We start from the raw sequence: 17,190 nt of genomic DNA on the forward strand, positions 1-17,190 counted from the left end.
ATTAAAAATCAAATTCTAAAACAAATTTTAAATTTACTCCTAGGACATTATATATATGTTTTAGGAGTGAATATACAATATAACTAATCATACAAATCGATTTATCCGGTGCACTATCCTTCCCTTTCTTCATTTTCTCATCACATATCTTCTCTAATACCTTAAGTCCTTTATCTTCTCCAAACTTTTTCTCCTCCAATGACGAAGAGAAGTATTTATTCTCCATTTGTATGCTCCTTATTAGCAAATACAGCTTCTAAAATTAAGGACATAATCCTATATAGCAAAAACATACAAGCATACTCATAAACAACAACATATATTTAAATATACCTTTATATGAAAGGCTGGGATATACCATGAATAAAGTTATTTGTTGCACTCCATCAGCAATAATAAAAGATAAAATTTGCATTCCTTGGTCTATCACAGGTGGAGAGATGGGAATACAGACTATATATACTAACAATTTGTTAAATCATATTTCTTCAACTGGATATATCAAATACGAGACAGGTGTTCAAGAAATAGGTGTTACTTTCTTTCAAGATACAAATGTCTTAAACTCAATCATAATTCAACCTGGAAGTACTAGTAATTTTACAATAAAAAATTTTACTAGTATCCAAATAACAACTGGATCTGGTCTACATCAAGGTGAATTTTGCATCACAGTTTCATATCAATTGTAGACAATAAAACATCCAAACCTCCTATTATTCTCTATATTTGATAAGAGGCTTTCAATGAGAATTAAAATAAGATAGATATAAATGAATACGCCTGCCCTACACTTCAAACATTCTAATTTTCTACTTTCTCAAATAATAGCGCAATCCCTATCCCGCCTCCAATTCCTAATGTAGCAATTCCATATTTCATAGACTCTCTTTGTGCCTGATAAAACAAACGTGTTACAAGCATAGCCCCAGATGCACCGTACGGATGACCGAGCGCAATTGCCCCACCATTTACATTTAATTTTTCATACGGAATTTGTAACTCTTTTGCGCAAGCAACAACTTTTGAGGCGAATGCTTCATTTATTTCAAAATAATCGATGTCCTCTATTTTTACATTCATTTCATTTAATAATTTGTTCACCGCAAATATCGGACCAGTTCCTGGAAGATTTGGATTCACTCCCACTACAGCACTACGAACGAAACGAAGGACAGGTTTATAACCTAACTTTAGGGCTTGTCCCTCTTCCATTACAAGAACAGCACATGCCCCATCATTTACACCACATGAATTACCTGCCGTCACTGTTCCATTTTGTAAAAATGCGGGTTTTGTTCTTTTAATGATTCGTTCATAATTCATTTCTAGCTTTATAGATTCATCTAATAATCCATTAAAAGAAAATATTTCATCATGTATATAGCCTTTTTCTAACGCTTGCAGTGTCCGCTTATAACTAAGACAAGCGTACTCGTCTTGCATTTCTCTCGTTATGTTATAACGCTCCGCAACATATTCAGCCGCTACTCCCATGTCAGGATCACCAATTGTTTCAGGTGAAAATCGTGCTCTTTTTTGAAAAGGTGACGTACTTGTACTCTCTACTCCTCCGGCGATATAGCACTTACCTGCCCCTCCTTGAATGAGATGACACGCAGTTCGAATTGCTTCTAAACCAGCACCACATTGCCGATCAATCGTTACACCAGGAATATGATAGCCAAGTCCTGCCGCTAAAGCAGATAGTCTCGCAACATTCCCTCCTGGCCCAACAACATTACCTAATATAACATCGTCTATCTCTCTCTCAATTCCTCTACTTAAAAACGTAAGAAGCGGCGTTGCTAATTGCTGAACTTCATACTCTTTTAACATCCCATTCTTCTTACCGATAGGTGTTCTTTTCGCCTCTACAATAACTGCTCTATTCATATATTTTCTCCCTGTTTTCAATCATACTTTTTGCTTCCATACGAGCGATTTTCCCACTATTTGTATAAGGTATTCTATCTACAAAATGCCATTCTTTCGGTATTTTAAACGAGGATAATCGTTGTAAGCAAAAACTCTTTAATTGTTGTTTCGTAGCACTTCCTTTTACGATCGCGACGGGCTTTTCACCCCAGTAACTATCTTTCACACCAATTACAACTATTTCATCAACAGCTGGGTGTTCATGTAATACACTTTCTATTTCTTCTGGATAAATATTGATTCCTCCAAATAAAATCATATTCTTCTCTCTACCAACAATATATATAAAGCCTTCTTCATCTTCATAGCCTACATCTCGCACTGTCATCCAGCCTTCTGCATTCAACTCCTGTGTTAAAACCCCATCTATTATGTATCCCATAAAAAACTGATCACTTTTCACATAAACAGTTCCTATCTCGCCTTTTTGTACTTCTTCGCCTGCTTCATTACATATTCGAACTTGCACATTATGACAAGGTTTTCCTACTGAATTTAGCCTTCTTTCGCTTTCTGCATCGACTAGTGCTGTTACAAAACTTAACTCTGATGCACCATAAAATTCATATCTTTTCGCATAAGGAAATATATTCTTTATTTTTTCTTTCGCTTCAGCTTCCCATTTCGCTCCTGATGAAATAATTTTCATTTTATTTTCTATTAATCTATTTTCTTTATATAAAGATTCAAGCATTGTCGGAACTGTATACATAACCGATATATTTTCAGTTTCTAACTTATCTAATACTTGATTCGGAATGAACTTTCTCATAATGTGCACCGTTTGTCCTACATATAATGCACTTATTGCCCCGTATAAGAAAAGAGAATGAACGAGCGTCCCAGCTATTAAAATTGAATCCTCCATTTTCATATGAAAATCATGTACATTACAATCAAAACTATGAACCCACGATTGCTGTGCGCGTAAAAATGCTTTTGCTTTTCCAGTTGATCCTGATGTAAATCCCATATAAAAGGGAGCATTTCGTAAACTTTCTACAGTGGAATGTGTAGGAAGATATTTCTCCATCATTCTTTTCCACTCATCAATTTCAATTACTCTTCCTTCTTCATGCGGTAAATCATTTACCTTATATCTTTCTGTCACAATCATATCCGGATTACTGATTTCAATTCTTTCTCTGAGCTCATCTTGTTTCCACTTTATATCTAACGGAACACAAACCCACCCGGCCATAGCAGCACCAGCAAATAGTTGTAAAAACTCTATATGATTTTCTAATAGGATTGCTATTGTTTTATTTTTTGATTCTGTTGCATGCAACCAGTTGGCTACTTTACAAACTGATTCGAACCACTCTTTATATGTTAAAACTCTATCATTTTCCTTTATCGCTATTTTATTTGGTTGTAAAGAGGCTTGCTTTTTGTATTTTTTTGTAACACCCATATGAGACGTCCTTTCTTTACAAAAATAATAAAAAGAAACACGCAATGTACGTGTTTCTTCCCTTTATCATCCCGCATTTGTATATTTTCCATTCTTTAAAGCGGGTGTAATAATATGTTTCAATGAACGATGTAATTTTGTTACGAGAACTGCCGCAATAATTGCTTTTATACAATCCCCTGGTAAAAACACAGCACTCACTTTCATTGTCTCCCATACAGAAACATCCATTAAAAACGCTTGTACAATAATACCAAATACATAAACTACGAAAATACCACCAATTATATTAATACATAATACTTTTATAATAGAAACTTCACGTAAACGCTCAATTAAATAACCAATAACAAACGCTCCAATGATGTAACCAAGTAAATATCCTGCACTTGGCCCAACAAATACACCAAGGCCACCGCGGCCACCAGCAAGTAATGGTGCTCCAACTCCTACAATAAGTAAGAAAATAAGCTGACTTAATGCACCAAGGCGTGACCCTAACAACCCACCCGCAAGCATAACACCGAGTGATTGCAATGTAATCGGAACTGGTGTAATAGAAAGAGCAATCGGAGGTATTAACCCTAACACTCCCATAATAGAACTAAATAAAGCGACGAAAACTAAATTTTTTGTATTCATATTTGCTTCTCCTATTTGTAAACTTAAAATTGTTTTTAGATAACATATCATAAAAATTATATTATCTTTCCACTCCTCTTTTGTCAACCGTTAACGTATTATAGTTTACAAATAGGAGTTCACTTATTTCTCTCTATGCAAATGCTCCAGTTCTTTCCGAAGCGCCTGTTTTAAAAACTTCCCAACAGATGTTTTCGGTATTTCTTCCATAAAGACAATATCGTCTGGCAACCACCACTTCGCAAACTGTGGTTTTAAAAACTCATATATTTCTTCTTTTGTAACCGTACTATTTTTCTTTTGAACAACGCAGGCAATTGGTCGCTCTTGCCACTGAGGGTGAGGAACTGCAACGACAGCCGCTTCAAATATAGCATCATGTGCCATTAAAGCATTTTCAAGATCGACCGAAGAAATCCATTCTCCCCCGCTTTTAATAACATCCTTCGTACGGTCAACAATTTTCACGCAACCTTCCTCATCCACTGTGACAACATCACCAGTATATAACCATCCATCGCGAAAACCTTCAACAGTACGATCATCGTTATAATAGCTTTCAGCGATCCAAGGTGCTCGTAAACATAATTCTCCCATCTCAGTACCATCCCACTTCACTTCACCATTTGTACCGACTACTTTCATCTCGACACCAGGTACAAGATATCCTTGTTTGGAGCGAATTTCTAGTTGCTCTTCATACGATAATTCCGTTTCATAACTTTTTAAACGTGCAAGTGTTACGAGTGGACTCGTTTCAGTCATACCATATGCATGTATGAACGGAACATTATGTTTCTGTTCAAATGCTTTAATAACACTTTTCGGCGCCGCTGCACCTCCGCATAGTATTCTCGTCATACTAGATAAATCGTAACTATTATTTTCTAACTCTTGTAATACGCCGAGCCAAATTGTCGGCACACCCGCAGCTAACGTCACTTTTTCTGATTGAATCATTTCTAATAAAATTTTCGGAGTAAACATCGGTCCAGGAAGAACTTGTTTTGATCCAAACCAAGTAGCCGCAAAAGGAAGTCCCCAAGCGTTCACATGAAACATCGGGACGATTGCCATTGCTGCATCACTTTCCGATAAAGCAGCTGTATCAGCTAAACCGAGTGCCATACAGTGTAATACAGTACTACGATGCGTATATACAACACCTTTCGGATTTCCTGTAGTCGCTGACGTATAACACATACCAGCTGGTGTATTTTCATCAATATCTTTTACAAATTGGAAATTTGGATCGCCTTCTTCTAATAGCTTTTCATAATGATATACAGGCTTCAGCGTAGTATTTGGGAGTTCATCTTTATCAGTCATAATAATGTAAGCTTGTACAGTTGATAATTGTGATTGAATATTTTCAACAAGCGGTACGAGATCTTCATCTATAAGTAGAATTCGGTCTTCTGCGTGCTGAATAATGTATGAAATATGTTGAGGAGATAAACGAATGTTAATTGTGTGCAAAACAGAAGCAATACCTGGAATAGCAAAATACGCTTCCACATGCCGATGATGGTTCCACGCTAATGTTCCTACACGTTCACCTACTTTAATTCCAAGCCTTTTCAACGCACTGGAAAGTCTTCTCGTCCTTTCCCCTAATTGCTTATACGTTAACGTTGTAACTGTATCATGCGTCCGTGAAACAATTTCTTTCTTCGAAAACAGTTTCTCTGCTCTTTCCATCATAGAACTAATTGTTAGCGGTACATTCATCATCATATTGGTTATGTCCCCCTTTAAAACGTTTTCATTTTCCGTTTATTATAACAGACTTCTACAAATGATTACGATATTTTTCTGTATTTTCTGAATTATTTCTTTGGAAATAATTCAGAACGATAAAAAACATGTTTTGAATACATTGATTCGAAACATGTTTTTTATTTTTTATAAACTATCTACCTTTTTCCTTACTTTCTTTTTCAATTTAAAAATAAAACGATTACTGTATTCCTTATTTTCTACTAAAATCCGATACGTCTCTAACACCCCTAACACACGAACAAAAAGATAAACTCCGATAGCAATAAGTACAACACAATAAGGATAATACTGTACGAGTTCTCCTGAGGTAATTCGTTTTTTCTCAAATAAAAACGGTATCGCTCCTGCTGCAATAAAACAAAATCCAACGATCACTACTGCCGTATACTTCTTCTTAATAGTCGCATATCTTTTGGTCAATTCTTTTAGAAAGTTTTGATCAAATAGTAGTTCTTCCTTTTTCAATACATTGTATCGACTCTCTTCTATCGTTACAGATGCCATCATTGCTCCAATCCCAAGCACTGCAATGATAATGACAAGAAACGTAGACATTGTCGCATTTTCTTTAAATAATAAGTACGGTATTGTAGATAAAATAAGCAAACTAAATCCTAACGCAATATATTTAGAAATTTTTTGTCCATACACTACATACCCTTCTGCCATTTCCTTACTTACATAGTAACCATTTTCCTTTTCGTTACTTTGCTCTGCAGTTTCTTTTAATAAATAGTCGAGTGATACTTCAAATACATTTCCAATCATTATTAATTTTTCAGTTTCAGGAAAACCTTGACCGTTTTCCCATTTACTAACTGCTTGCCTTGTGGTATTTAATTTTTCAGCTAATGCTTCTTGAGAAAGGCCCTTTTCCTTTCTTAATCTAAAAAGCTTTTCACCAAATCCCATATGTGTGTCCCCCTTTGTTTTCTTACCTAAATTGTATGTAAACATTGCCCTTATCTCTATCTTCCTGCGGTTGCACTTTGTCAACTTGCGGTTGCGATTGTGTTATATAGCGTTTTTTTTCTATACTTAGAACGTTAATAAAAATAGCGCTTCCTAATAGTCCATTTGTTGTTATCAAAATAAAAAAACTCCTTAATTCATTTAAAGGAGTTTTCAATGTAAGATATTTCATTGATTCATATATCTTTCTCTAGATATAAAATACCTTTTTGTATCACGATTCTTACCTTTAATAAACATATCCTTCTGAATTGTATATTTGTACTCCATATTCAAACGTTTCATTAATTTTTCAGATGCTTCATTTTCTGAATCACATCCCGCTTCAATACTATTAAGATGCAATTCATGAAAACCATAGTAGAAAAAAGCTAACACAGCCTCCGTAGCTAATCCTCTTCCCCAATATTTTCGAGATAAGGCGTATGCAATTTCTGCTGTATGTGTGACCAAATCATATTTTATAAATCCACACGTGCCTATAAGTTTTTTTTCCTCTTTTAATACAATTCCAAGAGGTGCTACTTGCCCTCCATTGTACTGACCCACAATTTCTTCTATATAGTTATATGTGTCACATAACGATCGATGAGCATCCCATACAGTAAAAGTTGTCATCTCTTTATCTGTAGCATACTCATATATATGTAAACTATCACTCATATTCATTTTCCTTAACATAAGTCGTTTCGTATACAAAGTTGGATATGACCACTTCTCAATAATCATAACGGTTTCTGTTTAAACCTTTCATAATTCCTTACCTTTAATAAAAGGATATTCCCACAATCTGTACAAATATAAGCATCCACCGGCGAAGATGTGAACATCGTTTCCTTTTTCCGTATTTGTGCATATCCGACAAACTCACCTTCTCCTATATTTTGAGAACCACAATTAGAGCATGTCTGCACGGCTTTTTGTTTCATGAGAGCACCACCTTTAATCTGTTTCTACTCCCTTCGACAGTTCACTTCCATTTCCCTTCCAAAAAACCTCTTATTCTCTCACATTTCAACAGGAATCTCAAAACAAAAATCGTATATGTACTATGAAATATATTTATTAACGGAGGAATTTTATGACTACTGTTATGACACTCGATATGGCAACAGAAATTGAAAATGCAGAAATTGATATGCTCTCTTCTAAATTAGAGAGACTACAAACAATGAGCGGAAACCCAATGCAAGTGCAAATGAAAAAATTCGGTAGTGCCACTGCCTTTTCATCAAAAATAATTGCTGGTCCTGCTTTTAATACGGTAAAAGGTATTACATTTACAAATACAGATGAGTTAGATGAAATTATCTCTTATTATCAATCACTACAAATCACTTGTCGTTTTGAAATTACCCCAGCACAAGGTACAACTGAATTATTTCAATACTTATCTCAAAAAGGGTTTTATCAATCTAGCTTCCATACTGCTTTGTATAGTATACCGAGAGAGGGTTCATCACTTCTTCCTTCTAATATTACAATACGAAAACTAAAAGAAAATGATTTTGATATTTTTGCAGACATTTATGTACGTGGATTTAATATGCCATCCTTTACAACAGATGGTGTGCGCCAAAATAATGAAATTCTTTACAATGAACCAGGATGGCATTTTTTCATAGCTGAAGTTCAAAATATCCCTGCCGGTATTGGTGTCCTGTATATAAATAAGGGTGTCGCATCATTAGCTGCTTCTGCTACTTTGCCAGAATTTCAACGTAACGGCTGTCATACTGCATTAATTCAAAAAAGAATAGAAAAAGCTATAGCGACAAATTGTCATTTAATAGTTGGCCAAGCCCGCTTTGGTAGCCGCAGTCAAAATAACATGGAACGGGCCCATATGAAAATTGCTTATACAAAATCAATATGGACCGCAAAAGACATATTATAATTTACTTTCTTTCTCCTTCCGTTACATTTTTAAACATTTTATGACAATTCCTTTTCTATCCTATTAATCATTTGAATATTCCAACTAGATTTGTTACGCTATTACTAGATACATCATTCAACTTGCAATATGAAAAGAGAATTCTAATCAAACTACAAGGAGGAGAAATGTATGACTAAACATGATCATGGTTTAAAAGAAAAAGTAGAAGGTGCCATTGATAAGGTAAAAGGTGAAGTAAAAGAAGTTGTCGGGAAAGTAACTGACAATAAGAAATTACAAGCTGAAGGAAAATGGGATAAGGTGAAAGGCACCTCCAAAGATACAGTTGGTAATGTGAAAGAAAAAGTACATGAATATAAGGAACATAAGAAAGAAAAATAAAAAAGAGCCCATCGGCTCTTTTTTTATTTCCCTTCATTCTTCTCTAACACGTATAAATCTTCTTCGATATTCGTTAATTTCTCACTTACAAGCTTTCTTGCATCTCCAATTGCTTGATTGTATGCAAATGGTCCAACTAATTTAATCATTTCTTCTATTAAACGCTCTGCTTGGAAACGTCCAATTTCATCTAGATCTTCTTCCATGAAAAATTGCTGAATTTGCGCTACAAGCTCTTCTTTTTTATCATTTGGTATTTTTATATTCATCATCGTTGTTACTCCTCTATATTTAAGATAATATCTTCCTTAACTCTACCATAGAAAAACGATTACCAGGACAGCTTTTTGTAACTCCTTCTAACTCCCTATGACCTAGTATATTTTTTTCCTTTATAGCAAATTGCTTCATAAACATTTTGCATAAAGAATATAATGCATTCACTTGTGCAGGAGTTGGATCGTATTTATCGAAATTTCCCGTCATACATATTCCAATTGTATAACGGTTATGGTCTTTCGCATGCGCTCCAATATGTAAACCTCGTCCTTCCACTACAGTTCCATCTTCTTCAATAAAATAATTGTAACCAATCCCGCTCCACCCCCGTACTTTTTGATGAAATTCATGCGTTTTATACACGTCCCATCCATCTTCAGCTGTATGGTGAATAATCAGTTGATTTACTTTTTCTAAAGGAACTAATTCATCTTGAAATGTTAGATTGACACATTTAATTTCCATTTGAACTGCCTCCTCTTAAAAATCAATCATAATAATCGTTTTATCATCTGGCCTTATTCTCTTTTCCGCTTCTAGCTCTTCAATGATTGCTACATATTCGTTTATACTATTCTTTCTTATATATGCAACAGTTTGTTCTAATGACCAATCTGGGTGGAATAACCCGTCTGAACAAATAAAAATTCCACTCACTTCATCTATATGTAATTCACCATGTTGTAAATAATGTATCGCTTCTTTCATTCCATTTGCAACTGAATAACCATTTGGCATATTTGCAAGATAACGATTGTATTTTAACTGTTCTCGCACATCTTGAAAAACATATTCTTCTGGTACAGATAACCCTTTTTTACGATCTTCTTCCCTCTTCCTTTTTGCTCGTTTACTAATTCCTTCAACTGTGTCTTTCGTTAATACTTGCATCGTTCCATTTTGAAAAGTTGCGACAATCATACAGTCCCCTAATTGTGCATATTCAATTTTCTCACCAACTATTTGAACTGCCGCGATACATGTGCACCACAAATGCTCTTTTTTTCCCGTGTCTACTTCATATTCTAACATTTTGCTTTGCAATGCTTCATTTGCTTTGGCAACTGCAAATTGTAAACTATGATTCTCTCGTAATGCAGTAAAATAACTTGCAAATAAATGCGAAGCGATGTATGCTCCATTATGTCCCTTTTCATCACGAAACGGGACAAGTGGTGTTGCACCGTCACATACACCATAAATCTTTTTTTCTTTATTACAAAAATAAGAATCCTCACATTCTTGCTTCAACGGGCTTTTCTGTTGATAGGTTTTTATCTTCACAACTGTATCCCCTTTCAAATGATAAAATACTCAAATTCTTTTGATTAATCTAATTTACCAAAATAAACTGTTTTTACCCAAAACTTTCAATATCATATATAATCTTGAAATAATATGAATTTTTCAGTGAAGGACGGGAAAGAAATGGTCAGATTCCTTGGTGTTATTATCGGTTCTATTATTATTGCGGTTGCCTTTAATCTTTTCCTTATCCCCCACAAAATTTTAAGTAGTGGAATTGGCGGAATTGCTATTATTTTAGGGATTGTAACCCCTGTAAACACAGGTATTATTAACTTTGTATTAAACTTACCTATCCTTATTTTAGGGTACATAGGCCTTGGAAAAAAAGTAATTTTTAACACAGTTGTCTCTGTAGTTGTATTATCTGTTGCATTATACTACGTTCCAGTAAAAGTCGTAGCAACAGATCCATTGTTATCTTCTATCTTCGGAGGTGTCATCGCCGGAGCTGGTATTGGTCTTGTTTTTAACTGTAATGGATCCACTGGTGGATTTGATATTATCGGTATGCTTTTATCCCGCAAGCGAGACATTAAACTTGGCGGATTCCTTATTGTTTTAAATGCAGTCGTTGTAATAATCGCAGGATTCTTCTTCACTTGGGATGTTGCACTTACAAGCTTACTTTCAATTTATGTAACTGGTAAAGTAATTGATGCTGTTCATACAAAACATCGTAAAGTTACACTTATGATTGTAACAAATGAAGCAGAAAAAATGAAAAAACAGCTTCTTTCAACTGTTGTACGTGGAATAACGTTACTTGATGGCGAAGGCGCTTATTCAAGCGAGAAAAAGCGTGTACTTATGACGGTCGTTTCTCGTGAAGAATTAGCAAGTATGAAACTTACAATTTCTGAAATTGACCCGAATGCATTCGTTAATATTACAGAAACTGTAGAAGTGTTAGGACTTTTCAGAAGAAGTTAAAGACTAGGTGGGAATACACCTAGTCTTTATTTTGCATAAATTCAATTCTGTTTCCAAACGGATCTGATACGTAAAATCGAATTACATCTGGTCGTGCATAATCATCAATCACTTTTACACCTTGCTCTATAAGTGTTTGCTTAAATTCATTAATTTCATTCACATAAAAAGCTGGATGAGCCTTTTTAGCTGGTGTAAAGTTCCGCTCGACACCAATATGGATTTCTTGATTTCCACATTTAAACCAACATCCACCTCGTTTTTTCAACTCTTCTGGCTTTGGAATTTCTACCATACCAACCTTATTCCCATAAAAATCACGCGCCTCTTCTTCACACCCTACAGGTGCAGCTACTTGCACGTGATCAATCCCTTGAATATAATTTTTCATTTTCTCTTCCCCTCCTCTACCCTAATGTTATACGGAAAACAGCCGTCTGTAACTTACAAAAGGGTTATAAAACAATATAAGCTCCCCTTATTACCATCCTGCATTCACTTTGCAAAAAAAATAAAAAAACAAAATTTATTCTATAACTTCCATTTTTTATAGAAATACACATCACATCTATATTATAGTTATGAATAGACAAATCTTTTTAGATGCTATTTGTACGGAGGAACTATTATGAGTCGTAAAAAATATTCACCAACTCAAAAAAAACGTCATCCGAACATTTCTAGACGTTTGCGAAACCATATACAAGATCGTTCATTAACAGAAATGTACGCATCTCTGTTCGAACATAATCCTGATAGTATTATTTCATTAAATTTAGAAGGAGTTATTCTACATATAAATCCTTCTGCCGAAAGAATATTAGGTTACACTTCTTTAGAATTAGAACAGAAAAATATTACCTCTATTTTAGGAGCCCATATTTCTGAGCAAGTATTACAAAATATAAAGAATACTGAAGCGGATAATCAACAAGAGTATATCTTATCTATTTATCATAAAAATGGATTCTTATTAGATGTTGTGACAAAACTAGTTCCTATTTTTGTTCAAAATCGTCTTACTGGTGTATACGCTATTATGAAGCCACTTGAAAAATCAGAAAGAATTGAGAATATGCTAAAAGAAAGTGAGAAGAGATTACGTACATTAGTAAACTCCATGCCTGCGTTTGTTATATTTAAAGATCATGAAGGGCGCTGGCTTGAGGCAAATGACTACGCACTTTCTTGCTTCAACTTCCATCATGTACCTTACCACGGGAAAAAAGATAGCGAACTCATTCAATATAATGAAGCATACCGAGAAGCTTTTTTACATTGTGAAGAAATCGATGAACTAGCATGGCAACAAAGACAAATTCTTCATGGCGAGGAATTTATTATACATAGAGATGATTTCGATCTAATCTTAAGTATATCAAAAGTTCCGCTTTATCATCCTGATGGTTCTCGCAAAGGTCTTATCGTGATGGGGAGAGATGTTACTGAGCTAAAAGAAACTGAAAAGTTACTACGAAAATCTGAGAAACTCGCAGTAGTTGGACAACTGACAGCTGGAATTGCCCATGAAATTCGAAATCCACTCACTTCCCTAAAGGGTTTTCTAACATTGCTCCTCCCTGAAATAAATGAGGAGCAAAAATGGTATATCGATGTTATGTTAAGTGAGATTTCACAAATGGAATCCATCACGAGTCAATTTATGGCGATGTCTAAGCCACAAGTATTATCTATCCAAACTTGTAACATACAAACTTTAATTGAAGAGGTAGTTACATTTATTTTACCGACTGCAATTATGCATAGCGTTCATATCATCATGGATCATTTTGATTACGTATATGATATTCAATGTGACGGCAACCAATTAAAACAAGTTTTTATAAACATATTAAAAAATGCGATAGAAGCGATGCCAAATGGCGGAAATATTTTCATCCAAACAAAACCATTAGAGGATAATTTCATCTTAATACGAATTATCGATGAAGGTTGTGGCATTCCAGAAGATCGTATCTCCCGTCTAGGCGAACCTTTTTATAGTTTAAAAGAAAAAGGCACAGGACTAGGATTAATGATGTGTTACAAAATAATTGAAGAACATCATGGTAAATTACACATTTCAAGCGAATTAAATAAAGGTACAATTGTTGATATTGAGCTACCACTTTCTTCATCCCATCTTGCAATCCAGTCTTAAATAAAAAAGAAGCATCTGCTAATCGTTAGCAGATGCTTCTTTTTTAAAATACTTTGTCATACCACTCTTTTGCTTTTTCTACTTCACCCATCGTTAATTGATGCCCTCGATTTTCCCAATGCATTGTTACATTCGCGTTTGCATTTTCTAATAGTATCTTCAATTCCTCTGACTCTGCTGATGAACAAATTGGATCATTTGTCCCAGCAGCAATAAACACAAATTTACCTGCTAAATTTGCTAATTGCATTCCTCTTCTTGGTACCATTGGGTGATGAAGTACAGCACCTTTCAATGCATTTTCGTAATGGAATAATAAGCTTGCTGCGATATTTGCCCCATTCGAATAACCGATAGCTACAATGTTATTTCTATCGAATTTATATTCTTTAGCCGCTTCATCTAAAAATTCATTTAATTCCTTCGTACGGAAAATTAAATCCTCTTCATCAAAAATGCCCTCTGCTAATCGGCGGAAGAAACGCGGCATCCCATTCTCTAACACATTTCCCCTAACGCTTAATACCGACGCTTCCGGATCAACTATTTCTGCAAGTGGTAGTAAATCTAATTCATTACCACCTGTACCATGAAGTAATAACAACACTGGTTTTGACGTATCTTTTCCTTTTTGAAAAACATGTTTCATCATAATCCTGTTCCCCCTTCAATCACTTTAATCTAAATTTCTCACTTCAAATGGTAAAAGCGTTTGTTCAATCTGTTTTCTATGTTGTTCATATTGTTCCGGTAACTTTAATTCCTCACCCATCGTCTCTAACGATTCATCATGAGCGAAACCAGGAGGATCTGTTGCAATTTCAAATAAGATTTCACCATGTTCTCTAAAATAAATCGCGTTAAAATAATTTCGATCTTGTACAGGAGTTACGTGATATCCAAAACGCGACACATGCTCTTTCCAGTCTAGCTGATCAGCATCGTCACTCGCTCTCCAGGCAATATGATGAACTGTGCCAACGCCCATTTGGCCACGACCGATTGTTGATAATTTCAAATCAATAATATTTCCAATGTCAGCAGAAGAACGGAATCGAACAAATTCACCCTCTTCTCCAATTTTCTCAAGACCCATAATATGTTCTAACAATTCAGCTGTTTTTTGAGGCTGTGTAGATAAAAGAACAGCACCTCCAAACCCTTTAATTGCTACTTCTGGTGTAACTTCTCCAAAACTCCAATTATTTAATTCGCCTTTTTCTCTTTCAACTAATTCTATATGCAAACCATGCGGATCATCAAATTCTAAATACTGCTCTCCAAAACGAGTCATTTTTGTATACGAAACATCGAACTTTTCTAATCTATTTTCCCAAAACTCCATTGCACCTTTTGGTACAACGTAAGACGTAATTCCTACTTGACCATCTCCAATAATACCTTGACGAGCACCTGCCCATGGGAAAAACGTAATAATTGTTCCAGGCTTTCCTCCTTCATTTCCAAAATAAAGATGGTACGTACCTGGATCATCAAAATTCACTGTTTGTTTCACTAAACGTAACCCCAATACACCAGCATAAAAATCTACATTTTCTTGTGGATGCCCTACAATCGCTGTAATATGATGGATTCCCATTGTTTTCTTTTCCATTTCTTCCACTCCTTTTTTATTTCATTATAAAAATTCTTTTACATTTAAATTCATTATTAATTTTGTCCATGCTACAAAGTAAAATCCGTCATTATAATTTTATCTCGAATTCGAGATATTAATTACAAAATTACGTATCGGTGTCTAATCTATTGAATTATCTTGAATTCAAGATAATTCGTAAAAAATATTTGTTCGATTTATAACCATAATAAATTTTTATTATGAACATTCTTTATCTCGAACTTAAGATTTATTATAAGTTACTTATTTTTCATTGTCAATAAGTCCTTACTTTCATTTTACATGTAAAAAGAGTAAACGCTATTCACCGTTTACTCTTTTTGCAAATCATTTCTTTTCTTCTTCCAGTACTGCTTCCATCTCATTAAATTCACGATGAACTGCCTTAACGGGTTCTTTCGTTAATAAACTTACAACGATAACAGTTAATAAACTACAGAAGAATCCAGGCACCATTTCATACATAATTGCTTTTAAACTTGGAATTTGTACCCATGCTATAACAACTACTGCACCAACAATCATCCCTGCAAGAACACCCCATTTGTTTGTCCTTTTCCAATATAAACTTAATAAAATGGCTGGTCCGAATGCTGAACCAAATCCAGCCCAAGCATAACCGACAAGTGTTAAAATTGTATCACTTGGATGATACGCTAAAACAACTGCGATCATAGCTACTACTAATACTGATAATCTACCGATAAATACAAGTTCTTTGTCACTTGCGTTACGACGGAAAAATGTTTTATAAAAGTCTTCCGTTACTGCACTTGAAATAACAAGTAATTGTGAGGAAATACTACTCATAATCGAAGCCAAAATAGCTGATAATAAAAATCCTGTAATATACGGATGGAATAAAATATTTGAGAATGTTACAAAGACCATTTCTGGGTCTTGTAATGTCGTATTATTTTTAGCATAATAGGCGATACCAATTAGACCAGTAAGCATTGCACCTATAATTGAAATCGTCATCCAACCGATACCGATTCTACGAGAAGTTTTTAAATCTTTAATAGAGGTAATTGCCATAAAGCGGACAATAATATGTGGTTGACCAAAATATCCAAGGCCCCATGCTAAAAATGAAATAATACCAAGTATTGTGGTTCCTTTAAACATATCTAAATGCGATGCATCGACTTGCTTAATGGTATTAAATGTTTCTGTTATACCACCGACATCCGTAAAGGAAACAATTGGCACTAGTACAAGCGCAATAAACATAATACAACCTTGCACAAAGTCCGTCCAACTTACGGCTAGAAAGCCACCAAATAGTGTATACGCAACAACGACACCGACAGTTACAAATAAACCAATTTTATAATCAAGGTTAAAAGAATTTTCAAACAAACGTCCACCCGAAACTAAACCAGCCGACGCATAAAATGTGAAAAATACTAAAATGACGACAGCGGAGACAAAACGAAGTATTTTCGTACGATCTTTAAACCGATTCTCTAAAAAGTCTGGAATCGTAATTGAATCATTTGCCACTTCTGTATACGTTCGTAAACGCGGGGCAATGATTAAATAGTTTGCATACGCACCTATTAATAAACCTATCGCAATCCATACACTTGATAATCCTGTTGCATACATCGCACCAGGTAATCCCATTAACATCCAACCACTCATGTCAGAAGCACCAGCTGATAAAGCTGTAACTGCTGGACCGAGTCCCCTCCCGCCTAACATATAATCTGATAAATCGGATGTCTTCTTATAAGACCAATAACCGATATACAACATACCTGCCATATAAATAGCAAGCGAAACCATAATCTCAATCTTCACCGAATCTCTCCCTTAGTTACATAAGCCATTCAAAATTT

Annotated in this window: 20 protein-coding genes; 5 read left to right on the forward strand and 15 right to left on the reverse strand. The window is 34.8% G+C overall.

Annotated elements, in window-relative coordinates; all coding sequences use genetic code 11:
• Nucleotide 1: 1 nt before the first annotated feature.
• Entirely contained in the window at nucleotides 2-226 is a 225-nt protein-coding gene (locus EBQ15_RS21735; RefSeq protein WP_000428982.1) for a hypothetical protein, read from the reverse strand.
• Between the two features lie 133 nt (nucleotides 227-359).
• Between EBQ15_RS21735 and EBQ15_RS21740 the strand changes: the two genes are divergently transcribed.
• Nucleotides 360-692, forward strand: coding sequence for a DUF3992 domain-containing protein (locus EBQ15_RS21740; protein WP_080451558.1), 333 nt, complete (start codon nucleotides 360-362; stop codon nucleotides 690-692).
• A gap of 112 nt (nucleotides 693-804) precedes the next feature.
• Here EBQ15_RS21740 and EBQ15_RS21745 read toward each other — a convergent pair whose 3' ends face one another.
• The 7 genes from EBQ15_RS21745 to EBQ15_RS21780 all read right to left on the reverse strand — a co-directional run bounded on the left by EBQ15_RS21745 (nucleotide 805) and on the right by EBQ15_RS21780 (nucleotide 7,677).
• Nucleotides 805-1,896, reverse strand: a complete 1,092-nt coding sequence (locus EBQ15_RS21745) for an acetyl-CoA C-acyltransferase (protein WP_001078002.1) — start codon at nucleotides 1,894-1,896, stop codon at nucleotides 805-807.
• Nucleotides 1,889-3,352, reverse strand: a complete 1,464-nt coding sequence (locus tag EBQ15_RS21750) for an acyl-CoA synthetase (protein WP_000539233.1) — start codon at nucleotides 3,350-3,352, stop codon at nucleotides 1,889-1,891. The genes EBQ15_RS21745 and EBQ15_RS21750 overlap by 8 nt, the downstream gene beginning before the upstream one ends.
• Before the next feature lie 66 nt (nucleotides 3,353-3,418).
• A complete protein-coding gene (locus tag EBQ15_RS21755) occupies nucleotides 3,419-3,994 on the reverse strand; it encodes a biotin transporter BioY (RefSeq protein WP_001093332.1) in 576 nt (191 codons plus the stop codon).
• A gap of 123 nt (nucleotides 3,995-4,117) precedes the next feature.
• Entirely contained in the window at nucleotides 4,118-5,731 is a 1,614-nt protein-coding gene (locus EBQ15_RS21760) for a long-chain fatty acid--CoA ligase (protein WP_000980211.1), read from the reverse strand.
• 168 nt (nucleotides 5,732-5,899) lie between these two features.
• The gene (locus tag EBQ15_RS21765; RefSeq protein ID WP_000505637.1) at nucleotides 5,900-6,688 is read right to left on the reverse strand and encodes a helix-turn-helix domain-containing protein; all 789 of its coding nucleotides are present in this window, start codon (nucleotides 6,686-6,688) and stop codon (nucleotides 5,900-5,902) included.
• Nucleotides 6,689-6,916: 228 nt separating this feature from the next.
• A complete protein-coding gene (locus tag EBQ15_RS21775) occupies nucleotides 6,917-7,477 on the reverse strand; it encodes a GNAT family N-acetyltransferase (RefSeq protein WP_000582841.1) in 561 nt (186 codons plus the stop codon).
• On the reverse strand, nucleotides 7,474-7,677 hold the full coding sequence (locus EBQ15_RS21780; protein ID WP_000810193.1) for a hypothetical protein: 204 nt from the start codon (nucleotides 7,675-7,677) through the stop codon (nucleotides 7,474-7,476). Before EBQ15_RS21780 ends, EBQ15_RS21775 begins: the two co-directional genes overlap by 4 nt.
• Before the next feature lie 152 nt (nucleotides 7,678-7,829).
• Between EBQ15_RS21780 and EBQ15_RS21785 the strand changes: the two genes are divergently transcribed.
• Together EBQ15_RS21785 and EBQ15_RS21790 are read left to right on the forward strand one after the other, a co-directional pair.
• Entirely contained in the window at nucleotides 7,830-8,645 is an 816-nt protein-coding gene (locus tag EBQ15_RS21785; protein WP_000214347.1) for a GNAT family N-acetyltransferase, read from the forward strand.
• Between the two features lie 171 nt (nucleotides 8,646-8,816).
• The gene (locus EBQ15_RS21790) at nucleotides 8,817-9,029 is read left to right on the forward strand and encodes a CsbD family protein (RefSeq protein ID WP_000160416.1); all 213 of its coding nucleotides are present in this window, start codon (nucleotides 8,817-8,819) and stop codon (nucleotides 9,027-9,029) included.
• A gap of 23 nt (nucleotides 9,030-9,052) precedes the next feature.
• Here EBQ15_RS21790 and EBQ15_RS21795 read toward each other — a convergent pair whose 3' ends face one another.
• Genes EBQ15_RS21795 through EBQ15_RS21805 form a run of 3 tightly spaced genes read right to left on the reverse strand, consistent with a single transcriptional unit; the run spans nucleotide 9,053 to nucleotide 10,610 of the window.
• Nucleotides 9,053-9,301 (reverse strand): DUF2164 domain-containing protein, encoded by a 249-nt coding sequence (locus tag EBQ15_RS21795; protein ID WP_000981064.1) that lies wholly within the window; start codon nucleotides 9,299-9,301, stop codon nucleotides 9,053-9,055.
• 19 nt (nucleotides 9,302-9,320) lie between these two features.
• Nucleotides 9,321-9,773: a peptidoglycan recognition protein family protein gene (locus tag EBQ15_RS21800; RefSeq protein WP_000402976.1), complete on the reverse strand. Its 453-nt coding sequence runs from the start codon at nucleotides 9,771-9,773 to the stop codon at nucleotides 9,321-9,323.
• A 15-nt stretch (nucleotides 9,774-9,788) separates the two neighbouring features.
• Nucleotides 9,789-10,610, reverse strand: coding sequence for a protein phosphatase 2C domain-containing protein (locus EBQ15_RS21805; RefSeq protein WP_002000458.1), 822 nt, complete (start codon nucleotides 10,608-10,610; stop codon nucleotides 9,789-9,791).
• A gap of 126 nt (nucleotides 10,611-10,736) precedes the next feature.
• On the opposite strand from EBQ15_RS21805, the gene EBQ15_RS21810 reads away from it, so the two are divergent.
• Nucleotides 10,737-11,546, forward strand: coding sequence for a YitT family protein (locus EBQ15_RS21810; RefSeq protein WP_000251347.1), 810 nt, complete (start codon nucleotides 10,737-10,739; stop codon nucleotides 11,544-11,546).
• A 19-nt stretch (nucleotides 11,547-11,565) separates the two neighbouring features.
• On the opposite strand, the gene EBQ15_RS21815 is transcribed toward EBQ15_RS21810, so the two are convergent.
• Nucleotides 11,566-11,937, reverse strand: coding sequence for a VOC family protein (locus tag EBQ15_RS21815; protein WP_000800770.1), 372 nt, complete (start codon nucleotides 11,935-11,937; stop codon nucleotides 11,566-11,568).
• 237 nt (nucleotides 11,938-12,174) lie between these two features.
• Here EBQ15_RS21815 and EBQ15_RS21825 point away from each other — a divergent pair, with 237 nt between their 5' ends.
• Nucleotides 12,175-13,707: a BA3702 family sensor histidine kinase gene (locus EBQ15_RS21825; protein ID WP_000087656.1), complete on the forward strand. Its 1,533-nt coding sequence runs from the start codon at nucleotides 12,175-12,177 to the stop codon at nucleotides 13,705-13,707.
• 43 nt (nucleotides 13,708-13,750) lie between these two features.
• Here EBQ15_RS21825 and EBQ15_RS21830 read toward each other — a convergent pair whose 3' ends face one another.
• The 3 genes from EBQ15_RS21830 to putP all read right to left on the reverse strand — a co-directional run bounded on the left by EBQ15_RS21830 (nucleotide 13,751) and on the right by putP (nucleotide 17,152).
• On the reverse strand, nucleotides 13,751-14,359 hold the full coding sequence (locus EBQ15_RS21830; protein ID WP_000975483.1) for an alpha/beta hydrolase: 609 nt from the start codon (nucleotides 14,357-14,359) through the stop codon (nucleotides 13,751-13,753).
• Nucleotides 14,360-14,383: 24 nt separating this feature from the next.
• Complete coding sequence (locus EBQ15_RS21835) at nucleotides 14,384-15,322, reverse strand: ring-cleaving dioxygenase (protein WP_000412731.1); 939 nt, start codon at nucleotides 15,320-15,322, stop codon at nucleotides 14,384-14,386.
• A gap of 351 nt (nucleotides 15,323-15,673) precedes the next feature.
• Nucleotides 15,674-17,152 carry a sodium/proline symporter PutP gene (gene putP, locus EBQ15_RS21840; RefSeq protein WP_000687598.1) on the reverse strand — a complete coding sequence of 493 codons (1,479 nt, stop codon included), beginning with the start codon at nucleotides 17,150-17,152 and terminating at the stop codon, nucleotides 15,674-15,676.
• Between the last annotated feature and the right edge of the window lie 38 nt (nucleotides 17,153-17,190).

This window comes from Bacillus sp. 2D03, assembly GCF_003946765.1.
GTDB lineage: Bacteria > Bacillota > Bacilli > Bacillales > Bacillaceae_G > Bacillus_A > Bacillus_A cereus.

Bases quoted from the DNA above. Each gene is read 5' to 3' on its own strand.
- EBQ15_RS21775 (WP_000582841.1), bottom strand. From the start codon at position 7,477: ATGATTATTGAGAAGTGGTCATATCCAACTTTGTATACGAAACGACTT.
- EBQ15_RS21765 (WP_000505637.1), bottom strand. From the start codon at position 6,688: ATGGGATTTGGTGAAAAGCTTTTTAGATTAAGAAAGGAAAAGGGCCTT.
- EBQ15_RS21755 (WP_001093332.1), bottom strand. From the start codon at position 3,994: ATGAATACAAAAAATTTAGTTTTCGTCGCTTTATTTAGTTCTATTATG.
- EBQ15_RS21760 (WP_000980211.1), bottom strand. From the start codon at position 5,731: ATGATGATGAATGTACCGCTAACAATTAGTTCTATGATGGAAAGAGCA.
- EBQ15_RS21780 (WP_000810193.1), bottom strand. From the start codon at position 7,677: ATGAAACAAAAAGCCGTGCAGACATGCTCTAATTGTGGTTCTCAAAAT.
- EBQ15_RS21750 (WP_000539233.1), bottom strand. From the start codon at position 3,352: ATGGGTGTTACAAAAAAATACAAAAAGCAAGCCTCTTTACAACCAAAT.
- EBQ15_RS21785 (WP_000214347.1), top strand. From the start codon at position 7,830: ATGACTACTGTTATGACACTCGATATGGCAACAGAAATTGAAAATGCA.
- EBQ15_RS21795 (WP_000981064.1), bottom strand. From the start codon at position 9,301: ATGATGAATATAAAAATACCAAATGATAAAAAAGAAGAGCTTGTAGCG.
- EBQ15_RS21740 (WP_080451558.1), top strand. From the start codon at position 360: ATGAATAAAGTTATTTGTTGCACTCCATCAGCAATAATAAAAGATAAA.
- EBQ15_RS21835 (WP_000412731.1), bottom strand. From the start codon at position 15,322: ATGGAAAAGAAAACAATGGGAATCCATCATATTACAGCGATTGTAGGG.
- EBQ15_RS21745 (WP_001078002.1), bottom strand. From the start codon at position 1,896: ATGAATAGAGCAGTTATTGTAGAGGCGAAAAGAACACCTATCGGTAAG.
- EBQ15_RS21825 (WP_000087656.1), top strand. From the start codon at position 12,175: ATGAGTCGTAAAAAATATTCACCAACTCAAAAAAAACGTCATCCGAAC.
- EBQ15_RS21790 (WP_000160416.1), top strand. From the start codon at position 8,817: ATGACTAAACATGATCATGGTTTAAAAGAAAAAGTAGAAGGTGCCATT.
- EBQ15_RS21800 (WP_000402976.1), bottom strand. From the start codon at position 9,773: ATGGAAATTAAATGTGTCAATCTAACATTTCAAGATGAATTAGTTCCT.
- EBQ15_RS21830 (WP_000975483.1), bottom strand. From the start codon at position 14,359: ATGATGAAACATGTTTTTCAAAAAGGAAAAGATACGTCAAAACCAGTG.
- EBQ15_RS21810 (WP_000251347.1), top strand. From the start codon at position 10,737: ATGGTCAGATTCCTTGGTGTTATTATCGGTTCTATTATTATTGCGGTT.
- EBQ15_RS21735 (WP_000428982.1), bottom strand. From the start codon at position 226: ATGGAGAATAAATACTTCTCTTCGTCATTGGAGGAGAAAAAGTTTGGA.
- EBQ15_RS21815 (WP_000800770.1), bottom strand. From the start codon at position 11,937: ATGAAAAATTATATTCAAGGGATTGATCACGTGCAAGTAGCTGCACCT.